The 24,124-nt window shown below is 73.6% G+C and carries 17 protein-coding genes and 1 pseudogene; 8 read left to right on the top strand and 10 right to left on the bottom strand.

Annotated elements, in window-relative coordinates; genetic code table 11:
* The first annotated feature begins 8 nt into the window (after window positions 1-8).
* Both IH09_RS39890 and rph read left to right on the top strand, forming a co-directional pair.
* Window positions 9-140, top strand: coding sequence for a hypothetical protein (locus tag IH09_RS39890; protein ID WP_275126247.1), 132 nt, complete (start codon window positions 9-11; stop codon window positions 138-140).
* Between the two features lie 810 nt (window positions 141-950).
* A complete protein-coding gene (gene rph / locus IH09_RS14745; RefSeq protein ID WP_052856684.1) occupies window positions 951-3,563 on the top strand; it encodes a rifamycin-inactivating phosphotransferase in 2,613 nt (870 codons plus the stop codon).
* A gap of 149 nt (window positions 3,564-3,712) precedes the next feature.
* Here rph and IH09_RS14740 read toward each other — a convergent pair whose 3' ends face one another.
* Together IH09_RS14740 and IH09_RS14735 are read right to left on the bottom strand one after the other, a co-directional pair.
* The gene (locus tag IH09_RS14740) at window positions 3,713-5,194 is read right to left on the bottom strand and encodes an aldehyde dehydrogenase family protein (RefSeq protein ID WP_052856683.1); all 1,482 of its coding nucleotides are present in this window, start codon (window positions 5,192-5,194) and stop codon (window positions 3,713-3,715) included.
* 280 nt (window positions 5,195-5,474) lie between these two features.
* Entirely contained in the window at window positions 5,475-6,671 is a 1,197-nt protein-coding gene (locus IH09_RS14735) for a thiolase family protein (RefSeq protein ID WP_052856682.1), read from the bottom strand.
* A 171-nt stretch (window positions 6,672-6,842) separates the two neighbouring features.
* Here IH09_RS14735 and hemG point away from each other — a divergent pair, with 171 nt between their 5' ends.
* Window positions 6,843-8,297 carry a protoporphyrinogen oxidase gene (hemG, locus tag IH09_RS14730; protein WP_052856681.1) on the top strand — a complete coding sequence of 485 codons (1,455 nt, stop codon included), beginning with the start codon at window positions 6,843-6,845 and terminating at the stop codon, window positions 8,295-8,297.
* A gap of 11 nt (window positions 8,298-8,308) precedes the next feature.
* On the top strand, window positions 8,309-9,037 hold the full coding sequence (hemQ, locus tag IH09_RS14725; RefSeq protein ID WP_052856798.1) for a hydrogen peroxide-dependent heme synthase: 729 nt from the start codon (window positions 8,309-8,311) through the stop codon (window positions 9,035-9,037).
* Between the two features lie 79 nt (window positions 9,038-9,116).
* Here the strand turns inward: hemQ and IH09_RS14720 are convergent, their stop codons facing one another.
* The 8 genes and pseudogenes from IH09_RS14720 to IH09_RS14680 form a co-directional block, all read right to left on the bottom strand.
* The gene (locus IH09_RS14720) at window positions 9,117-10,838 is read right to left on the bottom strand and encodes an alpha/beta hydrolase (RefSeq protein WP_318279457.1); all 1,722 of its coding nucleotides are present in this window, start codon (window positions 10,836-10,838) and stop codon (window positions 9,117-9,119) included.
* A gap of 239 nt (window positions 10,839-11,077) precedes the next feature.
* A complete protein-coding gene (locus tag IH09_RS14715) occupies window positions 11,078-12,106 on the bottom strand; it encodes a TIGR04222 domain-containing membrane protein (protein WP_318279456.1) in 1,029 nt (342 codons plus the stop codon).
* A gap of 4 nt (window positions 12,107-12,110) precedes the next feature.
* Window positions 12,111-13,491 (bottom strand): annotated as a pseudogene (locus IH09_RS37200) (DUF692 domain-containing protein).
* A gap of 149 nt (window positions 13,492-13,640) precedes the next feature.
* Window positions 13,641-14,312 (bottom strand): LysE family translocator, encoded by a 672-nt coding sequence (locus IH09_RS14700; RefSeq protein ID WP_052856676.1) that lies wholly within the window; start codon window positions 14,310-14,312, stop codon window positions 13,641-13,643.
* A gap of 316 nt (window positions 14,313-14,628) precedes the next feature.
* Window positions 14,629-15,474, bottom strand: coding sequence for an arginase family protein (locus IH09_RS14695; protein WP_052856675.1), 846 nt, complete (start codon window positions 15,472-15,474; stop codon window positions 14,629-14,631).
* Between the two features lie 418 nt (window positions 15,475-15,892).
* A complete protein-coding gene (locus tag IH09_RS14690) occupies window positions 15,893-17,038 on the bottom strand; it encodes a TIGR03621 family F420-dependent LLM class oxidoreductase (RefSeq protein WP_190233293.1) in 1,146 nt (381 codons plus the stop codon).
* Between the two features lie 119 nt (window positions 17,039-17,157).
* Window positions 17,158-18,321 carry a serine hydrolase domain-containing protein gene (locus tag IH09_RS14685; protein ID WP_052856673.1) on the bottom strand — a complete coding sequence of 388 codons (1,164 nt, stop codon included), beginning with the start codon at window positions 18,319-18,321 and terminating at the stop codon, window positions 17,158-17,160.
* A gap of 263 nt (window positions 18,322-18,584) precedes the next feature.
* A complete protein-coding gene (locus tag IH09_RS14680) occupies window positions 18,585-19,397 on the bottom strand; it encodes an aminoacyl-tRNA hydrolase (protein ID WP_052856672.1) in 813 nt (270 codons plus the stop codon).
* 142 nt (window positions 19,398-19,539) lie between these two features.
* Between IH09_RS14680 and IH09_RS14675 the strand changes: the two genes are divergently transcribed.
* From IH09_RS14675 to IH09_RS14665, 4 genes are all read left to right on the top strand, one after another.
* The gene (locus tag IH09_RS14675; RefSeq protein ID WP_052856671.1) at window positions 19,540-20,502 is read left to right on the top strand and encodes an ATP-binding cassette domain-containing protein; all 963 of its coding nucleotides are present in this window, start codon (window positions 19,540-19,542) and stop codon (window positions 20,500-20,502) included.
* Entirely contained in the window at window positions 20,499-21,167 is a 669-nt protein-coding gene (locus IH09_RS14670; protein ID WP_052856670.1) for a hypothetical protein, read from the top strand. The genes IH09_RS14675 and IH09_RS14670 overlap by 4 nt, the downstream gene beginning before the upstream one ends.
* Window positions 21,168-21,195: 28 nt before the next feature.
* On the top strand, window positions 21,196-21,405 hold the full coding sequence (locus IH09_RS37195; RefSeq protein ID WP_110952296.1) for a hypothetical protein: 210 nt from the start codon (window positions 21,196-21,198) through the stop codon (window positions 21,403-21,405).
* Between the two features lie 362 nt (window positions 21,406-21,767).
* Window positions 21,768-23,882, top strand: coding sequence for an NACHT domain-containing protein (locus IH09_RS14665; RefSeq protein WP_052856669.1), 2,115 nt, complete (start codon window positions 21,768-21,770; stop codon window positions 23,880-23,882).
* Window positions 23,883-24,124: the final 242 nt, after the last annotated feature.

The raw sequence follows: 24,124 nt of genomic DNA, 5'->3' as shown, positions 1-24,124 counted from the left end.
CTCTCGTCATGAAAACGAAACCGCGCTTCTCGCTGCGCATCCACTTCACGGCCCCGGACGAGGACCCGGCCGCGAACGGCCACGAAAAAACAAAAGGGGCCCACTGTTGCTGTGTGGGCCACTTCGTGGTGATCGCCTGAGGACATTGCGGTCGAGTGGTAAACGTCGCAGGCAAGGAAAAGCGAACGTGCGTGCAGAGTCTCGGGCGGGAAAGCCCTGGGTTGCGTGTTTTTGCAGCTCCATCACGGTGCTCTCGCCCCCCACCGCCGACCTCACCCGCCGCCATCACGAGCAGCGCGCGCCGCACTCTATCCGTTGAAGTCTCGCCATCACCAGCGGAATCCTGACATCCATCGGTATCCGCAACAGTCCCCCGGCGCCCGGAGATTGGTGACCTCTGCCGGGCTGGAGTGACGGGGCTTCCGAGCTGCCGCCCGTGTCGCGGATGACATCGTTGCCTGCGCCGGTTCCTGATCTTTGTGGCCGGTCCCCGTGCGGCGGTAAGGCGGTGCGTTGTACGCGGACCGAGGCCGCCACGGCGATCCGAGGGGCGGCGGCGCGCTCGATGGCGTTCGGGCCTTGCCGGCAAGGGAAAGAACGGCTGGTTCGGCGGCGGCATCCGCAGGCCGACGGGACATCCACCCGGGCCGGCACCGCATCCCCGTACGCGGCGCGCCACCGCTTCGCGAGAAGGCGGTGAGTTCCGGTGGACGCCCAACGGCAAAGGCGGGAGATTTCTCTCCCTTCCATTTTCAACGTATAGCGCACCGGGGGGCTTGCGGCAAGGCCCCGGTGGTAGCGCAAAATCGTCGGCCGAGGCCACAACCTGCGGAAAAGGGGCACGACGTGCGTGTGTTGTCGACGTATGGGGGACGCGGTGACGTCGAATCAGTGGGGGGACCGGCAGTGCGGTCGGTGCCAGGGTGCACGGCTGCCCCGGAGGTATCGCGATGACCGAGCGGTATGTGCGGGATCTCCAAGAGGTCGACGAGACGCAGGTCGCGGCCGTCGGCGGTAAGGGCGCGCACCTGGGCGGGCTGTCGCGGATCGAAGGCATCCGCGTGCCGGATGGCTTCTGCGTGACGACGGACGCCTTCCGGCGGATCGTGGCGCAGGCGCCCTCGCTCGGTGATCGGCTCGATCGGCTGTCGCGCCTGAACCCGGACGACCGGGAGGCGATCGGCGCGCTCAGCGCGGAGATTCGCCGGACCATCGAAGGGATCGCCATCCCGGACGATCTCGCGGCGGCGATCACCGGCGCGCTCGCCCGGCTCGGCGAGCAGGCCGCCTGCGCCGTCCGGTCCAGCGCGACGGCGGAGGACCTGCCGACGGCCTCCTTCGCCGGTCAGCAGGACACGTACCTGAACGTCATGGGGCCGGCGGCGGTCCTCCAGCACATCAGCCGGTGCTGGGCCTCCCTGTTCACCGAGCGGGCCGTGACCTACCGCCGGCGGAACGGCATCGACGACCGTACGGTCCAGATGGCCGTGGTCGTGCAGCGGATGGTCTTCCCGCAGGCGGCCGGCATCCTGTTCACGGCCGACCCCGTCACTGGCAACCGGAAGGTCGCCACCGTGGACGCCGGCTTCGGTCTCGGCGAGGCGCTGGTCTCCGGCCTGGTGAACCCGGACGTCTTCAAGGTGCGAGACGGCGAAGTCGTCGCCAAGACGATCGCCGCCAAACAGCGTGCCGTGCACGCCCTGCCGGCCGGCGGTACGCGGGAGGTGGCGGTCGGCCCGCGGCGGCAGGAGCAGCCGGCGCTGACGGATGCGCAGGCCGTGCGGCTCGTGGCGCTCGGGCGGCGGATCGAAGCGCACTTCGGCCGCCCGCAGGACATCGAATGGTGCCTGGCCGACGACGGTTTCCAGATCGTGCAGAGCCGGCCGATCACGACGCTGTTCCCCCTCCCCGAGAGCGGCGACCAGGAGAATCACGTCTACGTCTCCGTCGGCCATGGGCAGATGATGACCGACCCCATGAAGCCCCTGGGGTTCTCCATGTGGCAGCTCACGGCCATGGTGCCGATGCACGAGGCCGGCGGGAGGCTGTTCGTCGACGTCACCCGGCGCCTGGTCTCGCCCGCGAGCCGCGCCGGCCTCCTGGACGTCATGGGGAGGGGCGATCCGCTGATCAGGGACGCGCTGGAGACCGTCCTCGACCGCGCGGATTTCGTCCCGTCGCTCCCGGACGCCCCGCCCGGCGGGCCGCAGTCCGGCGGGCCGCCGGCCCGCGGCGCGTCCGACCCGATCGAGACCGATCCGGCCATCGTCACCGAGCTGATCGAGCGCAGCCAGGCGTCCATCGCCGCCCTGCGGCGCGACATCGGGACGAAGACCGGACCGGCGCTCTTCGACTTCCTGCTGGCGGCCTTCGAGGAGCACAAGCGAGTGCTCGGTGATCCGCTGAGCCTTCAGGCGATCATGGCGGGGATGGAGGCCACCTGGTGGCTCAACGACAAGTTGCAGGAGTGGCTGGGCGAGAAGAACGCGGCTGACACGCTGACGCTGTCCGCCCCCGGCAACGTCACGTCCCAGATGGGACTTGAGCTGCTGGACGTCGCGGACGTGATCCGCCCGCGGCCCGAGGTGGTGGCGTTCCTCCAGGGCGTCGAGGACGAGGGCTTCCTGGACGAGCTGGCGACGCTCGCGGGCGGGACCGAAGCGCGCGACGCCATAGCGGACTACCTCGACCGGTACGGCATGCGCTGTGTCGGCGAGATCGACATCACGAGGCCGCGGTGGTGCGAGCGTCCCACCACGCTCGTGCCGGTGATCCTCGACAATGTCCGGAACTTCGAGCCGGGTGCCGCCGAGCGGCGCTTCGAGCAGGGCCGGCAGAAGGCGCGGCAGAAGGAACAGGACGTGCTGTCACGCTTGCGGGCCCTGCCGGACGGGGACCGGAAGGCCGACGAGGCCAAGCGGATGATCGACCGGGTCCGCACCTTCATCGGGTACCGGGAGTACCCGAAGTACGGCATCATCAGCCGCTACTTCGTCTACAAGCAGGCATTGCTGGCGGAGGCCGAACGCCTCGTGCAGGCCGGTGTGCTCCCCGAGAAGGAGGACATCTTCTACCTCACGTTCCAGGAGCTCCACGGCGTCTCGCGCTCGAACCAGGTGGACGGCGGGCTCATCCAGCGGCGCAAGGACGCGTTCCGCTCGTACCACGCGCTCACCCCGCCCCGGGTGCTCACCTCGGAGGGCGAGGCCGTCACCGGGGCGTACCGGCGCGACGACATGCCGCCCGGTGCCCTGATCGGCCTGCCGGTCTCCGCCGGGACCGTCGAGGGACGGGCCCGCGTCATCCTGGACATGTCGGAGGCCGCTCTCACCGCGGGCGACATCCTGGTCACGGCCTTCACGGACCCCAGCTGGTCGCCGCTCTTCGTTGGAATCGCGGGCCTGGTGACGGAGGTGGGCGGCCAGATGACCCATGGCGCGGTGATCGCCCGGGAGTACGGCCTGCCGGCCGTCGTGGGCGTGGAGCAGGCCACCCGGCTGATCCGGGACGGGCAGCGGATCCGCGTGCACGGAACCGACGGGTACGTCGAGATCCTGTCCTGACCGGCACGCCGAGAAGCTCCCTCGGTGGCTTCCGGCTGAACAACGCCGAGCGGTTGACGGCCACCCCACGGCCACCCCACGGCCACCCCACGGCCACCCCACGGCCGCCGCCCGCGACGCGGACACGGCGGGTATCCGTTCTCGATCAGCTACCGGGCAGCGCCCTTCGTGCGAGCCCGGGGCTGGAACGGATACGCCGCCGGTGTCGCGCGGACCGTCGTCCAGCGGGTCTCGGTGAAGGCGTCGAGGTTGGCGTCGCCGCCGAAGCGGGCGCCGGTGCCGGAGTCGGCGAGGCCGCCGAAGGCCGCCACCGGCTCGTCGTTGACCGTCTGGTCGTTGATGTGCAGCAGGCCGGTGGGGATACGGGCGGCCAGGTCCAGGGCGCGGGCCGCGTCCCGGGTGACGATGCCCAGGGCGAGGCCGTACGCCGAGTCGGTCGCCAGGGCGACGGCCTCGTCGAGGGTGTGGAAGGCGCGGACCGGCGCCACGGGGCCGAAGACCTCCTGGCCGTAGGCGGCCGAGGCGCCCACCGAGCCCGGCCCGGTGCCACCGTCGGCGAGTACGGTCGGGCGGTAGAAGAGATCGCGGTGGGTGCCGCCGGCGGCGATCCGCACGCCGTCCGCGGCGGCGGCGCGCACCAGTGTGTCGATCCGGTCGAGCTGGCCGCGGTCGATGACCGGCCCGAGGTGGACCTGTTCGCGGTAGGGATCCCCGACGGTGAGCGCGTCGGCCCTGGCCGCCAGCCGGGCCACGTACTCGTCGTGCAGCGAGGCGTGGACGAGGTGGCGGCCCGCGGTCATGCAGACCTGCCCCTGGTGGAAGAACGACGCCCAGGCGGCGGTGGACATCGCGGCGTCCAGATCGGCGTCCGCCAGCACGAGCAGCGCGCTGTTGCCGCCCAACTCCAGGTGGGCGCGCTTGAGATGGCGCGCGGCCCGGGCGCCGACGCGGCGGCCCGCCGCGGTCGAGCCGGTGAAGGAGATGACCCGCACCCGTGGGTCCCCGACCAGCGCCCGGCCCGTACCGGCGCCGCCCGGCAGGACGTGCAGCAGTCCCTCCGGCAGCCCGGCCGCGGCGAAGACGGCGGCCAGGACGTGGCCGCCGCAGACCGCGGTGCGCGGGTCGGGCTTGAGGACGACGGCGTTGCCCAGGGCGAGGGCGGGCGCGACGGACCGGACGGCGAGCACCAGCGGGACGTTGAACGGCGCGATGACGCCGACGACGCCGGCCGGCACCCGGCTCGTGTACGAGAGGCGGGGCGCGGCGGACGGCAGGACCTGGCCCAGCGGGCGGTGGGCGAGCGCGGCCGCCTCGTAGCACTCCTCGGCCGCGGTGCGGATCTCGAACTCGGCCTTGCCCGGGACGCTGCCGGCCTCGCGGACGATCCACTCGGAGATCTCCGGCGCGTGCCGGTGGATCAGATCGCCGGCCCGGCGCAGCACCGCGGCCCGCTCCGGGTACGGCGTACCGGCCCAGTCCCGCTGGGCGCGGGCGGCCCGGTTCGTGGCCCGCTCGACATCGGACGGGCCGGCGAGCGTGAGGACGCCCAGCACCTCACCCGTCGCGGGCTCGACCGCCTCGGCCTCGCCGCCGCGCAGGGTGCGCCAGTTCTCCGGATCGAGCAGGGCCATCGCGCCAACCTCCGGTCGAGGGACATCAGTTGAGGGATGAGCGGTGAGTGACGGGTGCGGTCGCATCCTGCCGTGCGGGCAGCGGTCGTGCCGCGGCGGGGGGCACTTCGCGGCGGGGCGGGCCCCAGGGTGAGGTGCGCCCCACGGCGAGGCGCGCCCCGTGGGCGCCCGGTACGGGCCGGGGTGCGGGGGTGGGTGCGGGCACGGTTACGGACGCGGCCGGCGGGGCCATGGCAGCGCCGCCCCTTGGCCCGCGTCGCTCAAGCCCCGCGTCCCGGAACTACCGCTCCAGCACGAGAGCGAGCCCCTGGCCGACGCCGATGCAGAGCGCCGCGAGGCCCGTTCCCGAGCCGCGGGCGGCGAGCTGGTGGGCCACCGAGCCCGCGAGGCGGGCGCCGGACGCGCCCAGGGGGTGGCCGATGGCGATGGCGCCGCCGTGCGGGTTCACGACGGACGGGTCGAGTTCGGGCCACTGGCCGAGGCAGCCCAGCGCCTGGGCCGCGAACGCCTCGTTGAGCTCGAACGTCGCCAGGTCGGCGAAGCCCCGCCCGGACCGCTCCAGCGCGCGCCGTACCGCGGCCACCGGCCCCAGCCCGAACAACTGCGGTTCGACGCCGGTGACCGCGCTCGCCCGGATACGGGCCAGCGGTTCGCGCCCGGTGGCCCGCAGGCCCTCCTCGTCCACCAGCAGCAGGGCCGCCGCACCGTCGTTGAGCGGTGAGGAGTTCCCGGCGGTGACGGTGCCGTCGGCCGTACGGAAGACCGGCCGGAGCTTGGCCAGCGACGCCAGTGAGGAGGTCTCGCGGATGGTCTCGTCCCGCTCCAGTTCCACGCCCGGCAGCGGGACGACCTCCGCGGCGTAGGCGCCCTCCCGCCAGGCCCGTACCGCCTTCTGGTGGCTGGCCAGCGCGAACACGTCCTGCTGTTCGCGGGTGATGCCGTACCGGTCGGCGATCTGCTCGGCGCCCTCGCCCAGCGCCACCGTCCACTCCGGGCGCATCCGCGGGTTGACCATCCGCCAGCCCAGGGTGGAGGAGTAGAGCTCCTGATGGCCGGCGGGGAAGGCCCGGTCGGGCTTGGGCAGGACGTAGGGCGCGCGGCTCATCGACTCCACACCGCCCGCCACCGCGATGTGCGCATCGCCGTGGGCGATGGCGCGGGCGGCCTGGATGACCGCCTCCAGCCCGGATCCGCAGAGCCGGTTGACGGTCACGCCGGGCACCGTGACGGGCAGCCCGGCCAGCAGCACGGCCATCCGCGCGACATTCCGGTTGTCCTCGCCCGCGCCGTTCGCATCGCCGAAGCAGACATCGTCGATACGGGCCGGATCCAGCTCGGGGGTGCGGTCGACCAGGGCCTTGACCACATGGGCGGCCAGGTCGTCGGGCCGGATACCGGCCAGGGCGCCGCCGTACTTGCCGACGGGGGTCCGCACGGCATCGACGATGTAGACATCCCGTACGCGGTGGTCGGTCATCTGGCGGTGTCCTCGCTGTCCCGGCTCGACGGTCGGCGGCCGGTCCGAAGATCACCGCCGCCCGCCCCGAGTCTTTGCCCGCCGCCGCACGCTGTCAACGGGCAACGTACGGGTGCGGCTCCGCCCGTGGCCACCGGCGGGGCCGCGGGCCGACTCTGAGAGAGTGGGGGCATGAGCGCAGCGCACACCAGTACGGGCCGGGCGCCCGGTCATGTCGTCGTCATCGGTGGGGGCATCTCGGGGCTGGCGGCCGCCCACCGCCTCCTCGACGGCGGGGCCCGGGTGACCGTGCTGGAGGCGTCCGGCCGGATCGGCGGCAAACTGCGCGCGGGCGATATCGCGGGCGTACCGGTCGATCTTGGCGCCGAATCGATGCTGGCCAGGCGGCCGGAGGCGGTGGGGCTCGCCCGCGCCGTCGGGCTCGCCGACCGGCTCCAGCCGCCCGCCACGGCCACCGCCGCCCTGTGGACCCGCGGCGCGCTGCGCCCCATGCCCAAGGGCCATGTGATGGGCGTCCCCGGCGATCTCGGCCCGCTCGCCGATTCCGGTGTGCTCTCCCCGGCCGGTCTGGCCCGGATCGCCGAGGACGAGACGCTGGCGCGGACCGAGGCCGGCGAGGACGTCGCCGTCGGCGAGTACGTCGCGGCCCGGCTCGGCCGCGAGGTCGTCGACCGGCTGGTGGAACCGCTGCTCGGCGGCGTCTACGCAGGCGACGCCTACCGCATCTCGATGCGCGCCGCCGTCCCCCAGCTCTTCGACGCCGCCCGCACCGAGCGCTCGCTGCTCCAGGGCGTACGGGCCCTCCAGGCGCGCACCGCCGCCACGACGCCGCCCGGCGGACCGGTCTTCACGGGCCTCGACGGCGGCATCGGAACGCTGCCGGTCGCCGTCGCCGACACCGTGCGCGGCGCCGGCGGCGAGATCCTGCTCCGCACCGCCGTGGACGAGCTGACCTGGCGCGACGACCACTGGGCGGTGCGCGTGACGGAGCGGGGCGCCCACCGCGTTCTCACGGCGGACGCGGTCGTGCTGGCCGCCCCCGCGGGCGCCGCGGCCCGGCTGCTGCACGACGGCGCCCCGGCCGCCGCCGCCGAGCTGGCGGGCATCGAGTACGCCTCGATGGCGCTGGTCACGATGGCCTTCCGGCGCGCCGACCTGGACCGGGTGCCCGGCGGCAGCGGCTTCCTCGTACCGCCCGTCGACGGGCACCGGATCAAGGCTTCGACGTTCGCCAGCCACAAATGGGGCTGGCTCGCCGACGCCGGCCCGGACCTCTTCGTCCTGCGCACCTCCCTCGGGCGCTACGGCGACACCGCCGACCTCGGGCGCGACGACGCCGAGCTGGTCGGCCTCTCGCTCGCCGACCTCGGGGCGGCGGTGGGCCTGGCCGCGCGCCCGGTGGCGAGCACGGTCACCCGCTGGGACGGCGGTCTGCCGCAGTACACCGTCGGCCATCTGGACCGGGTCGCCCGGATCCGTACCGCGGTGGCGCAGCTGCCGGGTGCCCTGCGGGTGTGCGGCGCGGTCTACGACGGCGTCGGCATCCCGGCCTGCATCGGCTCGGCACAGCGGGCCGCCGACGAGGTCCTCGGCACCCTGCCGCAGGCCACCGCCCCCGGCGAGTGAGAATGGATGACATGACAGACGCTTCCGCCCCCGCACCCGAGAAGATCCCGAACGCCGGCAAGAAGGCGAAGGACCTCAACGACGTCATCCGCTACACCCTCTGGTCCGTGTTCAGGCTGCGCGACGTCCTCCCGGAGGACCGCAGCGGCTACGCCGACGAGGTGGAGGAGCTGTTCGACCAGCTCGCCGCCAAGGACGTCGTGGTGCGCGGCACCTACGACGTGTCCGGCCTGCGCGCCGACGCCGACCTGATGATCTGGTGGCACGCGGAGACCGCGGACGCCCTTCAGGAGGCGTACAACCTCTTCCGCCGCACCCGCCTGGGCCGCGCCCTCGCGCCGGTGTGGTCGAACATGGCGCTGCACCGCCCCGCCGAGTTCAACAAGTCGCACATCCCGGCCTTCCTGGCCGACGAGAACCCCCGCGCCTATGTGAGCGTCTACCCCTTCGTGCGCTCCTACGACTGGTACCTGCTGCCCGACGAGGACCGTCGCCGGATGCTCGCCGACCACGGCAAGATGGCCCGCGGCTTCCCGGACGTGCGCGCCAACACCGTGCCGGCGTTCTCGCTCGGCGACTACGAGTGGATCCTCGCGTTCGAGGCCGATGAGCTGCACCGCATCGTCGACCTGATGCGTCATCTGCGCGCCTCCGAGGCGCGCCTGCACGTCCGCGAGGAGATCCCCTTCTACACCGGCCGCCGCAAGCCGGTCGCCGAGCTGGTCGCCGGTCTGGCCTGACGCGGACGCGGCAGGGGCCGTCCCCGGGAACACCACCGGTGTCCCCCGGGGACGGCCCCTTCCCCTGTCCGCGGCCGCGCTACTGCTTCTTCGGCTTGTGCTGCGCGTGCGCGTCCGCCACCGGCTCCGGGCGGGCCGCGCAGTACACGCGCTCCCCGGGGACCTTGCCGTCCAGCAGATACGCCTCGACGTACCTGTTCACGCAGTCGTTGTCGCCGAACGCGATGCCGTGCGTGCCCGCGCCGTTCTCGGTGACCAGGGAGGCGCCGGGCAGCCGCCGCTGGAGCTCCAGTGCACCCGGGTACGGCGTCGCCGCGTCCCGCTCGGCGGCCAGCAGCAGCACCGGGGGCAGCGCGCCGGGCGCGGTACGGACGTCGAGCGGGCGGCGCGGGTTCAGCGCACTGTCGATACCGGTCGCGGTGGCATGGCCGGCGGCCGCGGCCAGCTTCTCCCCGGTGGCGTCGTCCGCGGCTGCGTCGTGCCCGTCTCGCCCGTCGCGCGCGGCGGCGCGGTCCGCCGCCTCGCCGGCCACGGCGCCGATGCCGGCGGCGGCCGACTCCGACCGGTCGGGCCAGAAGGCGCACGGCAGGTTCATCCAGACGTTGTCCCAGGTCTCGAACGGCGCCAGCCGCGCGGCCTCGGTGTTGTCCCGGTCCCAGGTCCGCCAGTCCCGCGGCCAGGCCGCGTCATTGCACTCGACGGCGGTGTAGACGGCGTTGCCGTTCTCCGCGGCCTTGGCGTTCTCGGGATGCGGCGACGCCTGGGTGATCAGGGGCTGCGGGTCACCGTGCAGATACGCCGAGAGCGCCGCGGCGCGGCTCGGCCAGTAGGCGTCGTTGTAGCCGGTCTTGAGGAACGCCCCCTGAAGCTGGCCGGGGCCGATCTTGCCGTTCAGGGGCGCCCGCCTGAGCTTCTCGGCGACCGTGTCGTACGCGCGCCGCACCTGTGCCACGGTCGTGCCGAGACGGTAGACGGCATGGTGTGCGGCGACCCACCGGGCCCAGTCGTTCCAGCGCCGCTCGAAGGCGATGCTCTGGTCGAGGTTGTTGCGGTACCAGACGTGGTCGGGGTCGGGGTTGACCACACTGTCGAAGATCATCCGGCGGACGTGGCCGGGGAAGAGCGTCGCGTAGAGGGCACCGAAGTACGTGCCGTACGACGCGCCCATGAACGTCAGCTTCTCCTCGCCCAGCGCGGCCCGCAGCATGTCCAGGTCGCGGGCGTTGTTGACCGAGTTGTAGAAGGGCAGGTCGGCGCCGGCGTTGCGGGCGCAGCCGCGCGCGTACTCCTCGGCCTCCGCCAGCTTCTCGCGCTTGTACTCCTCGCCGGGGTACCGCGGACTGTCGGTGGGGCTCTTGGCGAACTTCTTCGGGTCCTGGCAGGAGAGCGGCGCCGAACGGCCGACGCCGCGCGGCGCGTAGCCGACGAAGTCATAGGAGCGGGCTGTCTTGCGCCACTTGGCGAGCGCGCCGTAGAGCGGGAATTCCATGCTGCTCGCGCCGGGGCCGCCGGGGTTGAAGACCAGGGCGCCCTGCCGCTCCTCGGGGGAGGTGGCGCGGGAGCGGCTGACGGTCAGGCTGATCTTCTTGCCGTCGGGGCGGTCGTAGTCGAGCGGCACGGTGAGCTTGCCGCACTCGACGGAGGACGACAGGTGTTCCACCGCCGCGCACCGGCCGAAGACGATGGGGCGGACGGGGGCGGGCGGCGCGGCGGACGGTGCGGTGGCACCGCCCGCCGGTGCGGTGGTGAGGACGGTCAGGATCAGCGACCCGATGGTGCCGTACAACGCGAGTGCTCTCACGAGCCGTCCCTTCGTATGGTGCGTTGGCGCACCGCGAGTGGCCCGGGGCGCCTGGCCGCACGGTGTACATACAAAAGGGATAGTTGGGGCGGTGATTGCCGATGTAAAGCACCGGCCGCCGGTGTCGGACGCTATGCCCCGGAAGAGTGGAGCGCGCCCGAAACCCCGGACGTCATGTCAGGCCACGGGCTACGCAACGCCGTTCGGACGGCGTGCCTTCGGGCGACCGGTGTGTGACGTCAGTCGCTGCTGCTACTGCCGCACGACGAGCCGCAGCTGGACCCGCCGCTGCAACTCGACCCACTGCTGCAACTGGACCCGCCACCGCATCCCGAGCTGCCGCCGCACCCGGAGCTGCCGCAGCCGGACCCGCCGTCGGCGGAGCCGCACCAGGAGACGTCCGATCCACCGTCCGAGAAGTCCCAGCCGGAGTCGCCCGAGGACGTGGTGGTGGACGAGGCGCCGGTGTCGCCCGACGCGGCGGACACGCCGGCGGCGGTCGCCATGGCGGACTGCGCGTCGAGCAGCTGCTGTCGCAGCACCGCGTCGGCCACCAGCGCCGCACCGCCGAGCGCCACCACGATCGCGGCGGGCCGGACGGCGCCGCCGACGACACCGGGGCTGTTGGTCGCGTGCGCGGCCCGGAGCGCGAGGGTGCCCGCGGGGGTGAGGCGGCTGCGGTGGGCCAGCTTGCAGAGGGAGCCGACGACGATGCCCAGGATGGCCGCGGGCGCGATCCGCACCACGAACGGCACCGTGAACGCGTCGTCCCCGGCGGTCCCCGTGATCGTCATCAGCAGACCGCCGAGGAGCAGCACCGCGGAGGCCGCCACCTGGACGTGGGCCATCCGGCGCCAGCCCCGGCCCCGCCGCGGGCGCCGCATCAGACCGCGGTCCGCCAGCCGGTCGCCGATCTCCTGCACCGCCGGGCTCCGCATCACCATGCCGCGCAGCCTGCTCAGCGCCCCGCCGGGGGTCCGGGCGAGCGCGTCCAGTACGGCCTGCTCGACGGGGTGGTGCGCGACGGCCCGGCGTACGGTCACCGCGCCGGGGCCGCCGACGGCCAGCCGGCCGTCCTCCTGCATACCGGCGATGGCGGCGTCCGTCACCCGCCCCGGCCCGCCGGCCAGGAACGCTATCTCCCACACATCGTGGGTGGGGGCGTCCACCAGCCGGATGCGCGGTGCCCGGCGGGAGCGGACCGTACCGATGACGAGCACCAGCGAGGAGAGGATGACTGCCAGATACATCGATTGTGCCAGGGACACGGTGTCACCTTCGGTGCAGGGCGAGCCGCACGGCTCGCACGAGTCGGGCGGCGGGGCGGGCGGGCGGCGGCTTCGGCCCCGCCCGGTCCCGCCACCACCGTGTCAACTGCCGCCGCGCGGCCGGATCCGCGGGACGCTCCTGGGCCAGCAGATGCGCCGCGAAGTCCAGCGCGTCCTGCCGGTGGCCGCCGTGGAGGGGCCGGTGGCGGGCGTAGTCGAGGAAGGCGGGCCGGTACTCCTCGCCGAGGATAGCGGGCAGCTCCGGGGCGATCCTGCCCACGACGGCGGCCCGCTTGGCGGCCAGCGCCCGGCTCTGGACGCGCAGCCGGCGACGGTCGAACCCCTCGGGGGCCGGCGTCCCGGCGACGAGCGCGGACAGCAGCGCGGTCTGCGCGAGCGCCAGCCGCTGCCGCGCCGCGTCGGTACTGGTATCGGTATCGGTACCGACGGGGTACGGGGGGACCGTGCGGGCGGGCACGCCGGGACCGGCCGCGGCCGTGTCCCCGCCCCCCGGACCGCCACCGGCCCCCGTGACCGCCTCAGGCCGCTCGTCGGCCATGGCGCGCCTCCTCCACCACGGTACGTATCGCGTCGAGTTCACCGGCCAGCTCCGCGCCCTCGGGGAAGTCCTCGTCGCGCTCCAGCAGCACACCGGGCGGGGTGGTCCGGGCGCACAACTCGGCGAGCACGTCCAGCACCGGCCGGGTCACGGGGTGGGCGTGGCTGTCGTGCCACACCCCGTCCCGCTCCACCCCGCCCGCGACATGGACATAGGCGATGGCCTCGACCGGCAGCTCGGCCAGTGCGACGGCCGGGTCCTCACCCTGGTTGACGTGGTTCGTATGGAGGTTGGCGACATCGATCAGCAGCCGTACGCCCGTCCGCTCGACGAGTTCGGACAGGAACTGCCCCTCGGTCAGCTCCTCACCGGGCCAGGAGAGGAGGGCGGCGATGTTCTCCAGGGCCAGCGGCACCGGCAGCGCGTCCTGGGCGATCCGGACGTTCTCGCACAGCACGTCCAGCGCGTCGAGGGTACGCGGCACCGGCAGCAGATGCCCGGCCTCCAGCAGCGGCGACCCGGTGCCCGGCCCGCCGGCGCGGACGAACGCGATGTGCTCGGTGACCAGCGGCGCGTCCAGCGCCACGGCGCGTTCGGCGAGCGCGGTCAGCCGGCCCTCGGCGGGCCGTTCGGCGCCGCCGAGGCCGAGCGAGACACCGTGCGGGACGACGGTGGTGCCCCGCTCGCGCAACTCCCGCAAGGCGGGCGGGAGATGGCCGGGGCAGATGTTCTCGGCCACCACCTCGACCCAGTCCACACCGGACAGTCCGGCGATCTCCGCGGCGATCTCCGGCCGCCAGCCGATACCCGTACCGAGACGTTGCATCGTTCCCCCCGTTCACTCCGTGCTGTGACGTACTCATGACCCTGTCAAGACGGGCCGAATCCTGCGCCGTCAGGGTTCAGAGCTTGCTCTGAGCTTCCCGCCGCCCCGTACGGCTCCGCCGCCGGATCTCCGTACGGCCCCGCGCCGGATCAGCGCGCGGCCTCGAATCCCACCGCCGCGCCCAGCGCGAGCAGCACCCCGCCCGTGGCCTGATCCAGTCGCCGCCGTACGCGCGGACGCTGGAAGACGGCCCGCGCCCGGTGGACCGCCACGGCGATGGTGCCCAGCCACAGCACACCCAGCGCGGCATGGACGGCCACCAGCAGCAGCGTCGTCGCGATGACCGGCGCGCCATGTGGGATGAACTGCGGCAGCAGCGACATATAGACCACCCCGACCTTGGGGTTGAGCACATTGGTCAGCGCGCCGGTCCGGAACGCCCGCAGTGGCGTCTGCCGTACGCCGCCGGCGTCCGCCGCCGTCGGCTCCGCCCCATCCGCCGCTACCGCCCCGTCCGCCGCCGGAGCGGTCCGCAGGCGCCGGGCAGCGCGCAGCGCCTGCACCCCGAGCCACATCAGATACAGCGCACCGGCCACCCGCAGCGCGTCGTACGCCACCTGCGACGCGGAGAGCATCGCCGTCAGCCCGACGGCACCGGCCAGCCCCCAGACGAAGCACCCGGCCGCTATGCCGAGCGCACTGCACAGGGCGGCCCGCCGCCCCGAACCGAGAGCGGTCCGCAGGACCACCGCGAAATCGGGGCCGGGGGAGACGGTCAGCAGCGCGGCCACCGCAGTGAAGCCGAGGAGAGAGGTCAGCACGGGACACCACCGTACGTCCAGGACTCCGGACGGTCGCAGGGGGCCCCGGGCCGCCCACGGCGGGGGAGTCGGGCGCCCCCGCGGGCACGGCCCGCGCGCGGCGGACGGTGCCGGACGCGGCGGTGCGCATCGCCTATCGCCTATCGCGCATCGCGGGGGCGGACGGCCGGCGACGGCCGGACAGGCGGGTGTCGGCCGGACCCGAGGGTGCCGGACGCGGCGGTGCGCATTGCGGGGCTGACGGCCCGGATCCGAGGGTGTCGGCCGGACCCGAGGGTGTCGGCCCTGACGGCGAGCGCCGGTGCGATGGCGCCGCTCAGTGCTCGTGCCGGTCGGGCCCGAACAGGCCGTCGACGATCCGCCGCAGTACCGCCTCCTCCTGGTCGGCGGCCTCGGTCCGCTCGTACTCGGTGAGCGCGAGGCCGGCGAGGGTGAACTCGTCCGTCAGCGCCCGCACCGCCGCGACCAGCTCCGCCACGCCGAGTCCGCCCGGCTCGGGGGTGCCGACGGCCGGGAAGACCCGCGGGTCGAGGACGTCGAGGTCGATGTGGATGTACACCGCCTCGGCACCGGTGGCGCGCACCGCGGCCAGGAGCGGCCCCGGTTCCGCCAGCTGCCCGACGCCCAGGTGCCGGATGCCGCTGCTCTCGACAAGGGCCTGTTCCCCCGCGTCCAGTGACCGCGCGCCCGCCAGCACGACGCGGTCGGCCGACACGTTCCGCACGGGCCGCAGGCCCTCCGGCCCGTCGCCGAGGAGCGCGCGCAGCACCATGCCGTGGAAGGCGCCGGACGGTGACGACTCCGGGGTGTTGAGGTCCGCGTGCGCGTCGAACCACACCACCGCCAGCCGGTCCCCGAACGCGGCGAGCGCGGTCTCGACCGGGGCGAGGTCGACCCCGCAGTCGCCGCCGATGGTCACCGTCGGCTCGCCCGGCGGAACCTCGGCCAGCGCCTCGCGCACCGCCCGCAGATGCCGCTCCAGCACCTCGGCGTTCCGTACGCCGCCGCGCGCGCCGCCGACGCCGCTGTCGAGCGCGACCGTACGCCGCCGGCTCGCGGGAACCAGCTCGGCGAGCCAGGCGGCCCCGCTGTGCAACCTACGGGCGGTGGCGGCACCCGACCCCTGCCACTGCGCCACCTCGAATACGATCGGACCGGACACGAACGTCTCCCTTCCACGCTGATCGACGCAGCCTATGTCGTCGCCCCAGCCGTCACACAAGTCACACCGGGGATTCGATGGCGCAGGTCACCGGTGAGCAGCCGCGCCCGCGCCAGGGCCGGAAGGCGTCCCGGGCCGGCGGAGCAGCGGGTCACCTCCGTGGTGGGCGCGGCGGAGACCCGGCACGGTGGTGTCCCTCGGCTTCCGCTTCGCTCGCCGCCCGGTTCCGGACCCGCTCGGCACACGTACCCGGACGCCCCCACGCTCGGCCCGGCAGACGGCGACGTCCAGGCATCGGGTGTACCGCTTCACCACCGCCGTCACGGACTTCGAAGCCGGACGGTTCCCCTGGCCCGCCCGTCTCCCGCAGCCGCCGCGCACCCAGGTCTTCGACCGGCCCGCGCGTCCTGCGGCGTCTTCACCGTCCGGCGAGTTCCTCCACCACCGGCGCGAGCGCGTCCAGGTCGTCGATGAGGAACGAGCTGATGCCGAAGCGCTCGCGCAACTCCACGAACTTCCGCGTCAGGTCCTTGACGCTGCCGATGAACATATGCGGCGAATCCAGGATCTCCTCGACGGTCAGCTCGACGCCCGTCTGCTCGCGGAGGTGGTCGGCGCGGCGCCGCGCCGCGGCGCGCGGATCGCCGGTGACGACCGTCGGCCCGCCGGAGGAGTAGGTGTTGAGCTCCAGACCGTCGAAGCGGTCACCGGCCGCCTCGCGGATCCAGCCGATCTTCTCCTCGGTCGCCGCGGCCGTCATGCTCCTGGCTTCGAGACCGGGCCGGTCGCCCTGCACCAGCCGCGGCGCCAGACCGACGATCTGGGCTTCGCGTGCGGCCAGGGTCAACAGGCGCTTGCCGCCGCCGCCCAGGAAGAACGGCGGATGCGGGCGCTGTGCCGGTGCGGGCGCGCCGACGTGGTCGGTGACGGTGTAGTGCTCGCCGGAGAAGGAGAAGGGCCCTTCGGCGAAGCAGCCCTTGAGGATCGCGATCCCTTCGGTCAGGCGCTTGATCCGGACGCCGACCGGCTCGAAGGGGATGCCGATGGCGTCGTGCTCGGGTTTGTTCCAGCCGGCGCCGAGGCCGATCTCCAGCCGGCCGCCGGACAGCGCGTCGAGCGTGGCGAGATCCTGGGCCAGCACGGCCGGATGGCGCAGGCCGATGTTGAGGACGAAGGTGCCCACCCGCAGCCGCTCGGTGGCCGCCGCGACCATGGCCAGCGGCGGTATCGGGGCGTACGCGGTGAGGTGGTCGGGCAGGACGAACGCGGCGCAGCCGACGGCCTCGGCCTTGCGGGCCAGAGAGGTCAGTCCGTCGAAGCGGCGGTTGTCGTTGACGGTCGCGAGGAAACGGAAGGGGCGCATACGGGCATCCTCCGTGACCGTCGGAGGCCGCGGGTGGTGTTTGGCGAACGCCCGGATGGTGGCGGGGTGTTGGCGGTGGTCGGCGATCTCCTCGGTGCCGGCCCGGAGTACTCCTCCCGCCACCGCCACCGCCACCGCCGTCGCCCGCGGCGCCGGCAGTTCGAGCGCGCCGTTCCCGAACGCCGTGACCGGCAGGCGCACCGCCGACGCCGTGGCGGCATCGGCGGCAGACCCACCGGCTGTGACCCGGCACACCATGCCCCGCGCCGTAGGTCTCCGGCTCCGCCCTGCCGCGTCGGCAGGTCCCTAACCGGCGTGGTTCAGCGGGCGCACAGGGCCGTGTCCACGACCTTCTCGACACGCTCCATGGCCGTCTTGTCGGCCGGCTGGATGGTCACCGCGATGTTGGCGGCGCGGCCCTTGGCGGTGACTCCGCCCCGGGTCTCGTATCCCGGGAAGCTGCCGCCGTGGCCCCAGTAGACACCGCCGCACGACAGCGGCTTGCTCACCAGCCCCAGCCCGTAGCGGGCGCCGTCGCCGAAGTAGTCGGCGGGCACGGTGGTACGCATCTGGGCGAGCTGGGCCGGCGGAAGGAGGCGGCCGCCGAGGAGCGCGGTGAAGAACCGGTTGAGGTCGGAGTTGGTGGAGATCATCTGACCTGCCGCCCAGGCCCAGGAGGGGTCCATCTCCGTGATGTCGCGCGGCGGCGCGTCCGCCGAATCCCTGTCGTAGCCCTTGGGATGGGGTTCCCGGATGGTCGTGTCACCGGGGGCGGGGAAGTAGGTGTGGCGCAGCCCGACGGGTTTGATGATGCGCTGGTCGATCTCCTTGGCGACGGGCCGGCCGGTGACCTTCTGGATGATCAGACCGGCCAGCACGTAGTTCGTGTTGCTGTACTCCCACTTCTTCCCGGGGTCGAAGTGGGCCTTGTGCCGGAGCGCGATGCCGAGGAGTTCGCGGGGTTCGTAGTGCCGGAGCTGAAGGTCGTATTCGGTGTAGTTGGGCAGTCCGCTGGTCTGCTGGAGGAGATGGCGGACGGTGATGCGGCGTCCGTCGATCCCGTCCCCGCGGACGAGGCCCGGCAGATAGGTGTCGACGGTGGCGTCGAGACGGATCTTCCGTTCACCGACCAGTTGCAGCATGACCACCGCGGTGAACACCTTGGTGTTGCTGCCGATCCGCACCTGCCCGTCCGTGGGCACCTTCGAGCCGGTGGCCAGGTCGCCGACGCCCGCGGTGTAGGTATGGGTGCGGCCTCCGCGGTCCTGGACGCTCGCCAGTGCGGCGGGCATGCCGTCGGCGTGCACCAGCGCGTTCAGGCCCTGCTGGACGGAGTCCGGCCGGGCGGCGGCGGACGCCGCGGGCGGCGCCAGGGCGCCCATCGTCATGACACCCGCGGCCACCGCCACCACGGCCGGCACGGCTCTGCGACGGCCGCCCCGCCGCCCGGAAGAACGGAACCTCTGCCATGCCTGCTCACGCACGAGCCAACTCCTACGGAATCATTGGGTAACCAGCGGTATGTGCTGGACCCAGCATTTCCGTAGGTGATCGTTCGGGGCGATCCTGCTACCCGCCCGGTGACGGGTAGGGCTACCCCCCGGGGCGCGCTCAGCCGATGGGGAACGGGGCGGGGACACTCTGGCCGCGGTGGCGGCGCCAGGAGTGCGGGCGCGACGGAGCCGGTGGCACCGGCCCGGCCCGTCACCGCCCCGCCGGCCACGCCCTACGCCCCGTCGGACACCCCCTACGGCTGCCGTACGCGCGGGAGAGAACCGACTCGATGCGCCCCCTCCACCACGACAGTCGGCCCGGGGGCGATCTCCGTGAACCCGGCGTCGCGCACCACGGGCAGTCCGCTGCGGGTCAGCGCCTCCCAGGCCGACGGCTCCGCGGACCGTACGGACAGCGGGAGTCCGGCCGCGCGCCAGGCCGCCCGCTCGTCGTCGGACAGCTCCCACCACGCGAGCTGCGCGCCATGCCCGACCTGCGCCATCTCCTTGCCGGTCGACATGCCCAGCCCGGGGTGGAGCCACAGCACCGGCCGGTCGGCGGCGGGCGCCGCGGGCGGTTCCGGATCGTCCAGTTCCGTCCCCGAGACCTGGAGCCGGGCCAGGTCCTTGGGCCAGCCGTCCAGCGGCACCGGCGGGAAGACCCGCACCTCGGCGTGGCGGCCGGTCACCGTGATACCCGGCAGCGCCTCGGCCCGCCGCCACTCCGCGCCGCGAGCCCGCCGCACCACCTTGCGGATCCGGGCGTCCTCCCAGTCCCGGACCGCCTCGGCCCATTCGCCCGTGCCGTGCGCCCGCTCGTCCGACAGCAGCACGAGCACCGCCCGCGCCGCCGTCTCCAGCGCGTCCGTACGGGCCGGCGGTTCGGCCCGCTCCATCCGCGCGACCAGCGGCAGCACGAACTGCGGCGCCGCGTCCCGGTCGGTCTCCTCATGGTGGAACGGGCTGTCGGCGCTCGTCGGACCGGGGCGGCCACCCGGGGCGCCGGAGGTGCCGGACGTGCGGGAACTGCCCGGGTCTACGGGGCCGGTGGTCTCAGTGCTGGTCACCCGGTCAAGTCTGCCAGCCGCCACTGACACCGCCGCGGCCGCGCCGGTACGTTGGCCGGTGGCGCGGGAGGCACTGCCCGCGCGGCGCCGCGGAACCCCGGGGAGCCGGGGAGCAAGGGGAGTGGGGGACGGTGGGGGACCTATGAGGCTGGACGGGGTCGGGCGGCGTTACGGGGTGCGCGGGCCCTGGGTGCTGCGGGATGTGCGGCTCGACGTACCGGGCCGCGCGCTGCTGCGCGTCGAGGGCTCCAACGGCAGCGGCAAGTCGACCCTGCTGCGCCTGTTCGCCGGGATCGACAGCCCCACCACCGGGCGGATCACCGGCCGCCCGCGCACCGCGTACGTACCCGAACGCTTCCCGGCCGCGCTGCCGTTCACCGCCCTCGGCTACCTCACCCACCTCGGACGCGTCCATGGTCTGCGCGGCCCCGAGGCGGCCCGCCGCGCCACCGAGTGGCTCGCCCGCTTCGGGGCGGCCGGGCACGCCGGTACGCCGCTGGCCAAGCTGTCCAAAGGCACCAGCCAGAAGGTCGCGGTCGCCCAGGCGCTGCTCGCCGAGCCCCGGCTCCTCGTCCTGGACGAAGCCTGGACCGGTCTGGACCCGGCCGCGCGCGAGGTCCTCGACCGCGCGGTCGCCGAGCGGATCGCGGACGGCGGCACGGTCGTCTTCGTCGACCACGACCCGCGCCGCCTGGCGGGCCTCGCCGACGCGCACTACCGGATCGCGGACGGGCGGCTGCTGACCACGGCGGGCGGCACGGCGGCGGACGCGACGGCCGCGGCCGGTCCCCGGGTCGTCATCGAGGCGGTGGGCCCACCGGGGAGCGCGCCGTGGTCCGGACCGGCCGCCGAGCCGCCCGTACGGACCGCCGCGCACGAACCGGCCACCCGGCCGACGGGCCTGGTCCCCGGTGCGGCGGAGCTGCCGGGCCACCCCGAGGTCACGGTGGGCGCGGACGGTACGGCCCGCCTCACCGTCCCGGCCGTCCACTCCGACGCGCTGCTGCGCGCCCTGCTCACCGCCCGCCCACCCTGGCACATCCGCTCGGTGATCCATCCCGGCACCGACCCCGACCCCGACCCCGACGAGGCTCCGCTGCCGTGATCGCTCTCCTCCGCTACCAGGCGGCCCTGTTCGCCGGTTCGCACCGCTGGCTGCCGCCGGTCCTCGGGTACGCCGCCTTCCTGGCCCTCGGCATCCAGTCCGGCGCCCCGATCCTCGACGCGTACGGCTGGGCCGCCGCCGGACTGCTGCCCATCGCCGTGTGGCTGACCCGGATCTGCGTCACCATCGAGCCGCCGGCCGCCCGGCACTGCGCCGCGGCCACCGCCGGGCCCGGCCGCGTCCACCTCGCCGCCGTGCTGACCGCGGCGGGCGCCGCGCTGCTCCTCGCGCTGGGGGGCGCGGCCTACGTCCTGCTGCGGTCCGATCCGCACTCCGCCGACCACCGGGTCGCCGTGCCGGTGCTGCCCGCGACCGTCGCCGGGCTGCTCGCCGCGCTCGCCTGTGTGCTGCTGGGCATCGCGATCGGCGCGCTGTGCAACCGGCCGGTGCTGCGCAGCACCGCCTCGGCCGTCCCGGCCGGGCTGGTCGCCGCGCTGCTGCTGCTCGTCCTGGGCGCCTCGCCCGCCAACGCCGCGGTGACGGGCCTGGTCACCGGCTCCGCGGACGGCACGATCACCGTCCCCTGGCTGCCCTTCGCCGCCACCGCCCTGATCGCGGCCGCCGCCACCGCGGCCACCTGCGCGCTCAGTTCCCGCCGCGGCTGACACCGGACGCCGGGCGTAGGGTCGGGGCATGCCAGCTCACACGGACGGTACGGACGAGTGCTACGCGCCGCCCGCCCCCACCGGCCACCCCACCGATAGCGCCCCGGCCGCCGGGCCGCCCTTCGCGGACTGCGTCCTGTGCGGTGCGCCCACCGAGTACGGCGTCGCACAGCCCGGTGCCGTCCTGTGCCCCGTGTGCGAATGGCAGGAGGCCCAGCGCGGCGCCTGCTCCGGTTGAGGGGCGGCCCCGCCGGCGTACGGACGCCGCCGGCCTGCGCCCGGCCGACCGCCGCGCCGTAGTTCCCGGCGTACGACCGGCCACCGGCCTCGGAGGTGACCACCGTGCGCCGTGACGGCACGCGGGGCTCCCGTCCCGCCGCCCTGGCCCCGCGGCTGTCGCGGGGTTCGTCCGGCCCGGCCCGCGTCAAGCCCAGGCGGCCGACGGCGAAGTGCTGCACCGCCCGAGGCCGCGTCTGGTGCGGATCGCCTCGGCGGCGGCCCTGAGGATCAGGGTGCGGTCTCGCGAGGCGGTTTCCTTTGGGGGGGAAGGCGATCAGCCCGTGTAGCTGCACCCAGGTGTGCGCGCCATCATGACTCTTCATGACGGGGAAACGAGGTGGGGCGTTCGGCTTCGGGGCGGTCACCGCGCTCCTGCTCGGGGCGGCGGTCGCGATCAGTGGGCGGACGTTTCCCGGGGCCGTGGTGGGCGATGTCGATCCTGTGGGGATGGCTGTCGGTCTGGCTGCGCTGGCGGTCGGTGTGTGGACCGGGTGGCTCACTGTTCGCTCCCTGCGCTGGCAGGAAGCCGCGCCGGCGGACGTGGCGGAGCGGCTGGCCGTGGAGGTGCTGGACGCCGAGCGTGCGGCGGGGCGGCAACTGCTGGGTGACCATGACAAGACCATTGATATCCGGTTCACCTTCCGTCCTGCTCCCACGCACAACGCGGATGACGCCGGTCCGGAGGGGCGGCTGAAAGAGGTGGCGGAGTACTACCGGCTCCTGCGGCCGCGCCGACTGGTGATCACCGGTGCACCGGGGGCGGGCAAGACAGTGCTGGCCGTGCAGTTGATGCTCCGTCTCCTGGAGACCCGCACCGGGGAAGACCCGGTGCCGGTGCGGTTGTCCTTGGCCTCGTGGGACACCGACCAGCCGGTGGACGAGTGGATCGCCCGCCACCTGGTCGACGCCTACCGCCTGTCCGTGGCGGCGGCCGAGGCGTTGGTGAAGGCCCGCCGGGTGCTGCCGGTGCTCGACGGCTTGGACGAGATGGACACCGATCCCGATCCCGGCTACGCCTCCCGAGCGGGCCGGGCGGTGCGCGCCTTCAACGCCTACCAGCAGTCCACGGGCAAAGCGGGGCTGGTGCTGACCTGCCGCAGCCGGGTCCACGAGGCGCTGGCAGCGGAGGGAGTGTGGGCCCACGACGCCGCACGGGTGGAGATCCGCCCGTGCGATCCGGATTCGGTGCAACGGTTTATCGGTGACCGGGTCGACGACCCAGCGCGTTGGAGCCGGGTGCGGGAGGCATTGGCACAGGACCCGCACGGGCCGCTGGCTGCCGGGCTGTCCACCCCTTGGCGGCTTACGCTGGCGGTGACCGTCTACGAAGAGCGCCTGCCCGACGGTACCTATCGGCGTCATCCGCAATCCCTGCCCGGCTTGGCCCTGGACACCTCGGAGGCGGTCGGGAAGCACCTGCTGGGGCTGTTCATCCCCACTGTTGCCGCCCAGTGTCCGGCTCCTCGCGGCGCCACCTACACCACCGACGACGTCCGAGCCTGGCTCGCCATGCTTGCCGCCTACCTGCAGCAGAACGCGACCACTGGCCAACAGGTGGGCGGGCGGCTGCTGTCGGGCACCGACATCGTCCTGCACGAGTTATGGCCGCTGGCCGGCACCCGCCTGCCCCGAGCCGTCAGCGCCGCACTGGTCGCGGCAGTATCCATGGTGGGCTGGGCGGTGCTTTTCCTCTTGCTGCCGCCCACCGGCACTTCCTTGATCATGTTTTTCATCGTGGGCGTTGTCGCCCTGGGCGGCGTGCTGACGACATACACGGCTTGGAGGGACGTCTGGCCGCAACCGGTCCGCATGGATCTGGAGCGACTGCGTACTCCTGTCGGCCGGCGCCACTTCGCCAGGGCATTCGTGCTCGCGCTCGCGTCCGCGACCGCGGCCGGAGCCGTGTCCGCCATCACGATCGGGCCCGTGTACGGCCTGGCGTTCGGGCTCACGGTAGGTGCCACAACGGGGCTCGTGACCGGACTTGCCCGTCACGGGACCCCGGGGGTCATGGATCCCAACGGCGTCGTACGGAACGATCTCGCCGCCTGGCTCTTGTACTCGCTCTCGACGTTCCTCGTGTTCGGGCTCGTGTTCAGCCTGGTATTCGGGCTCATGGTCGGAGTCGTGTCCGTGGTCACCGTCGCGGTCGTGATCACACTCGCGAGTGTGCTGATGGACGGGCTCAGGGCGGGGCTCTCCACCGGGAACAGGGGGATGGCGAGCGTTCGGTACATGGCCTTGTTGCTGTGTACGCGCCGCTGGGGCAGCCGACCGCTCCCCTGGCGGCTGGGCCGGTTCCTCCACTGGTGCTACGGCGCCGGGCTGATCCGGGTCGCGGGAATCGCCTACCAGTTCCGGCACCGCGAGCTCCAGGAATACCTTGCCCACCACGTCGACGGCGATGCAGCCGCAGGGACGGACGAGCCGTCCTGAGGACGGCCGAGAGCACGATCTGACGCCGAAGTCACCCCATGGGACCGGTCCGACCGTCACCGTGGACCGGACGCGAACGCGATCCCGGCGTCCGCGGCGGCCAGGCGGTGCAGCAGCCGCTCGCCCGGCGGCCGTGGGGCGCTCGCCCGACGATGGGCACGATCACTCGGGGCACGCTACCGGCCTCCAGGGACTCTGCGGCGCAGTGTTCGAACGCGGTCAATGGGGGTTTCCCAACGGAA

The sequence above is a fragment of the Streptomyces celluloflavus genome (genome assembly GCA_000720995.1).
GTDB lineage: Bacteria > Actinomycetota > Actinomycetes > Streptomycetales > Streptomycetaceae > Streptomyces > Streptomyces celluloflavus.
Note: the sequence above shows the minus strand (reverse complement) of the source record. Positions and strands in the feature narration are given on the sequence as shown.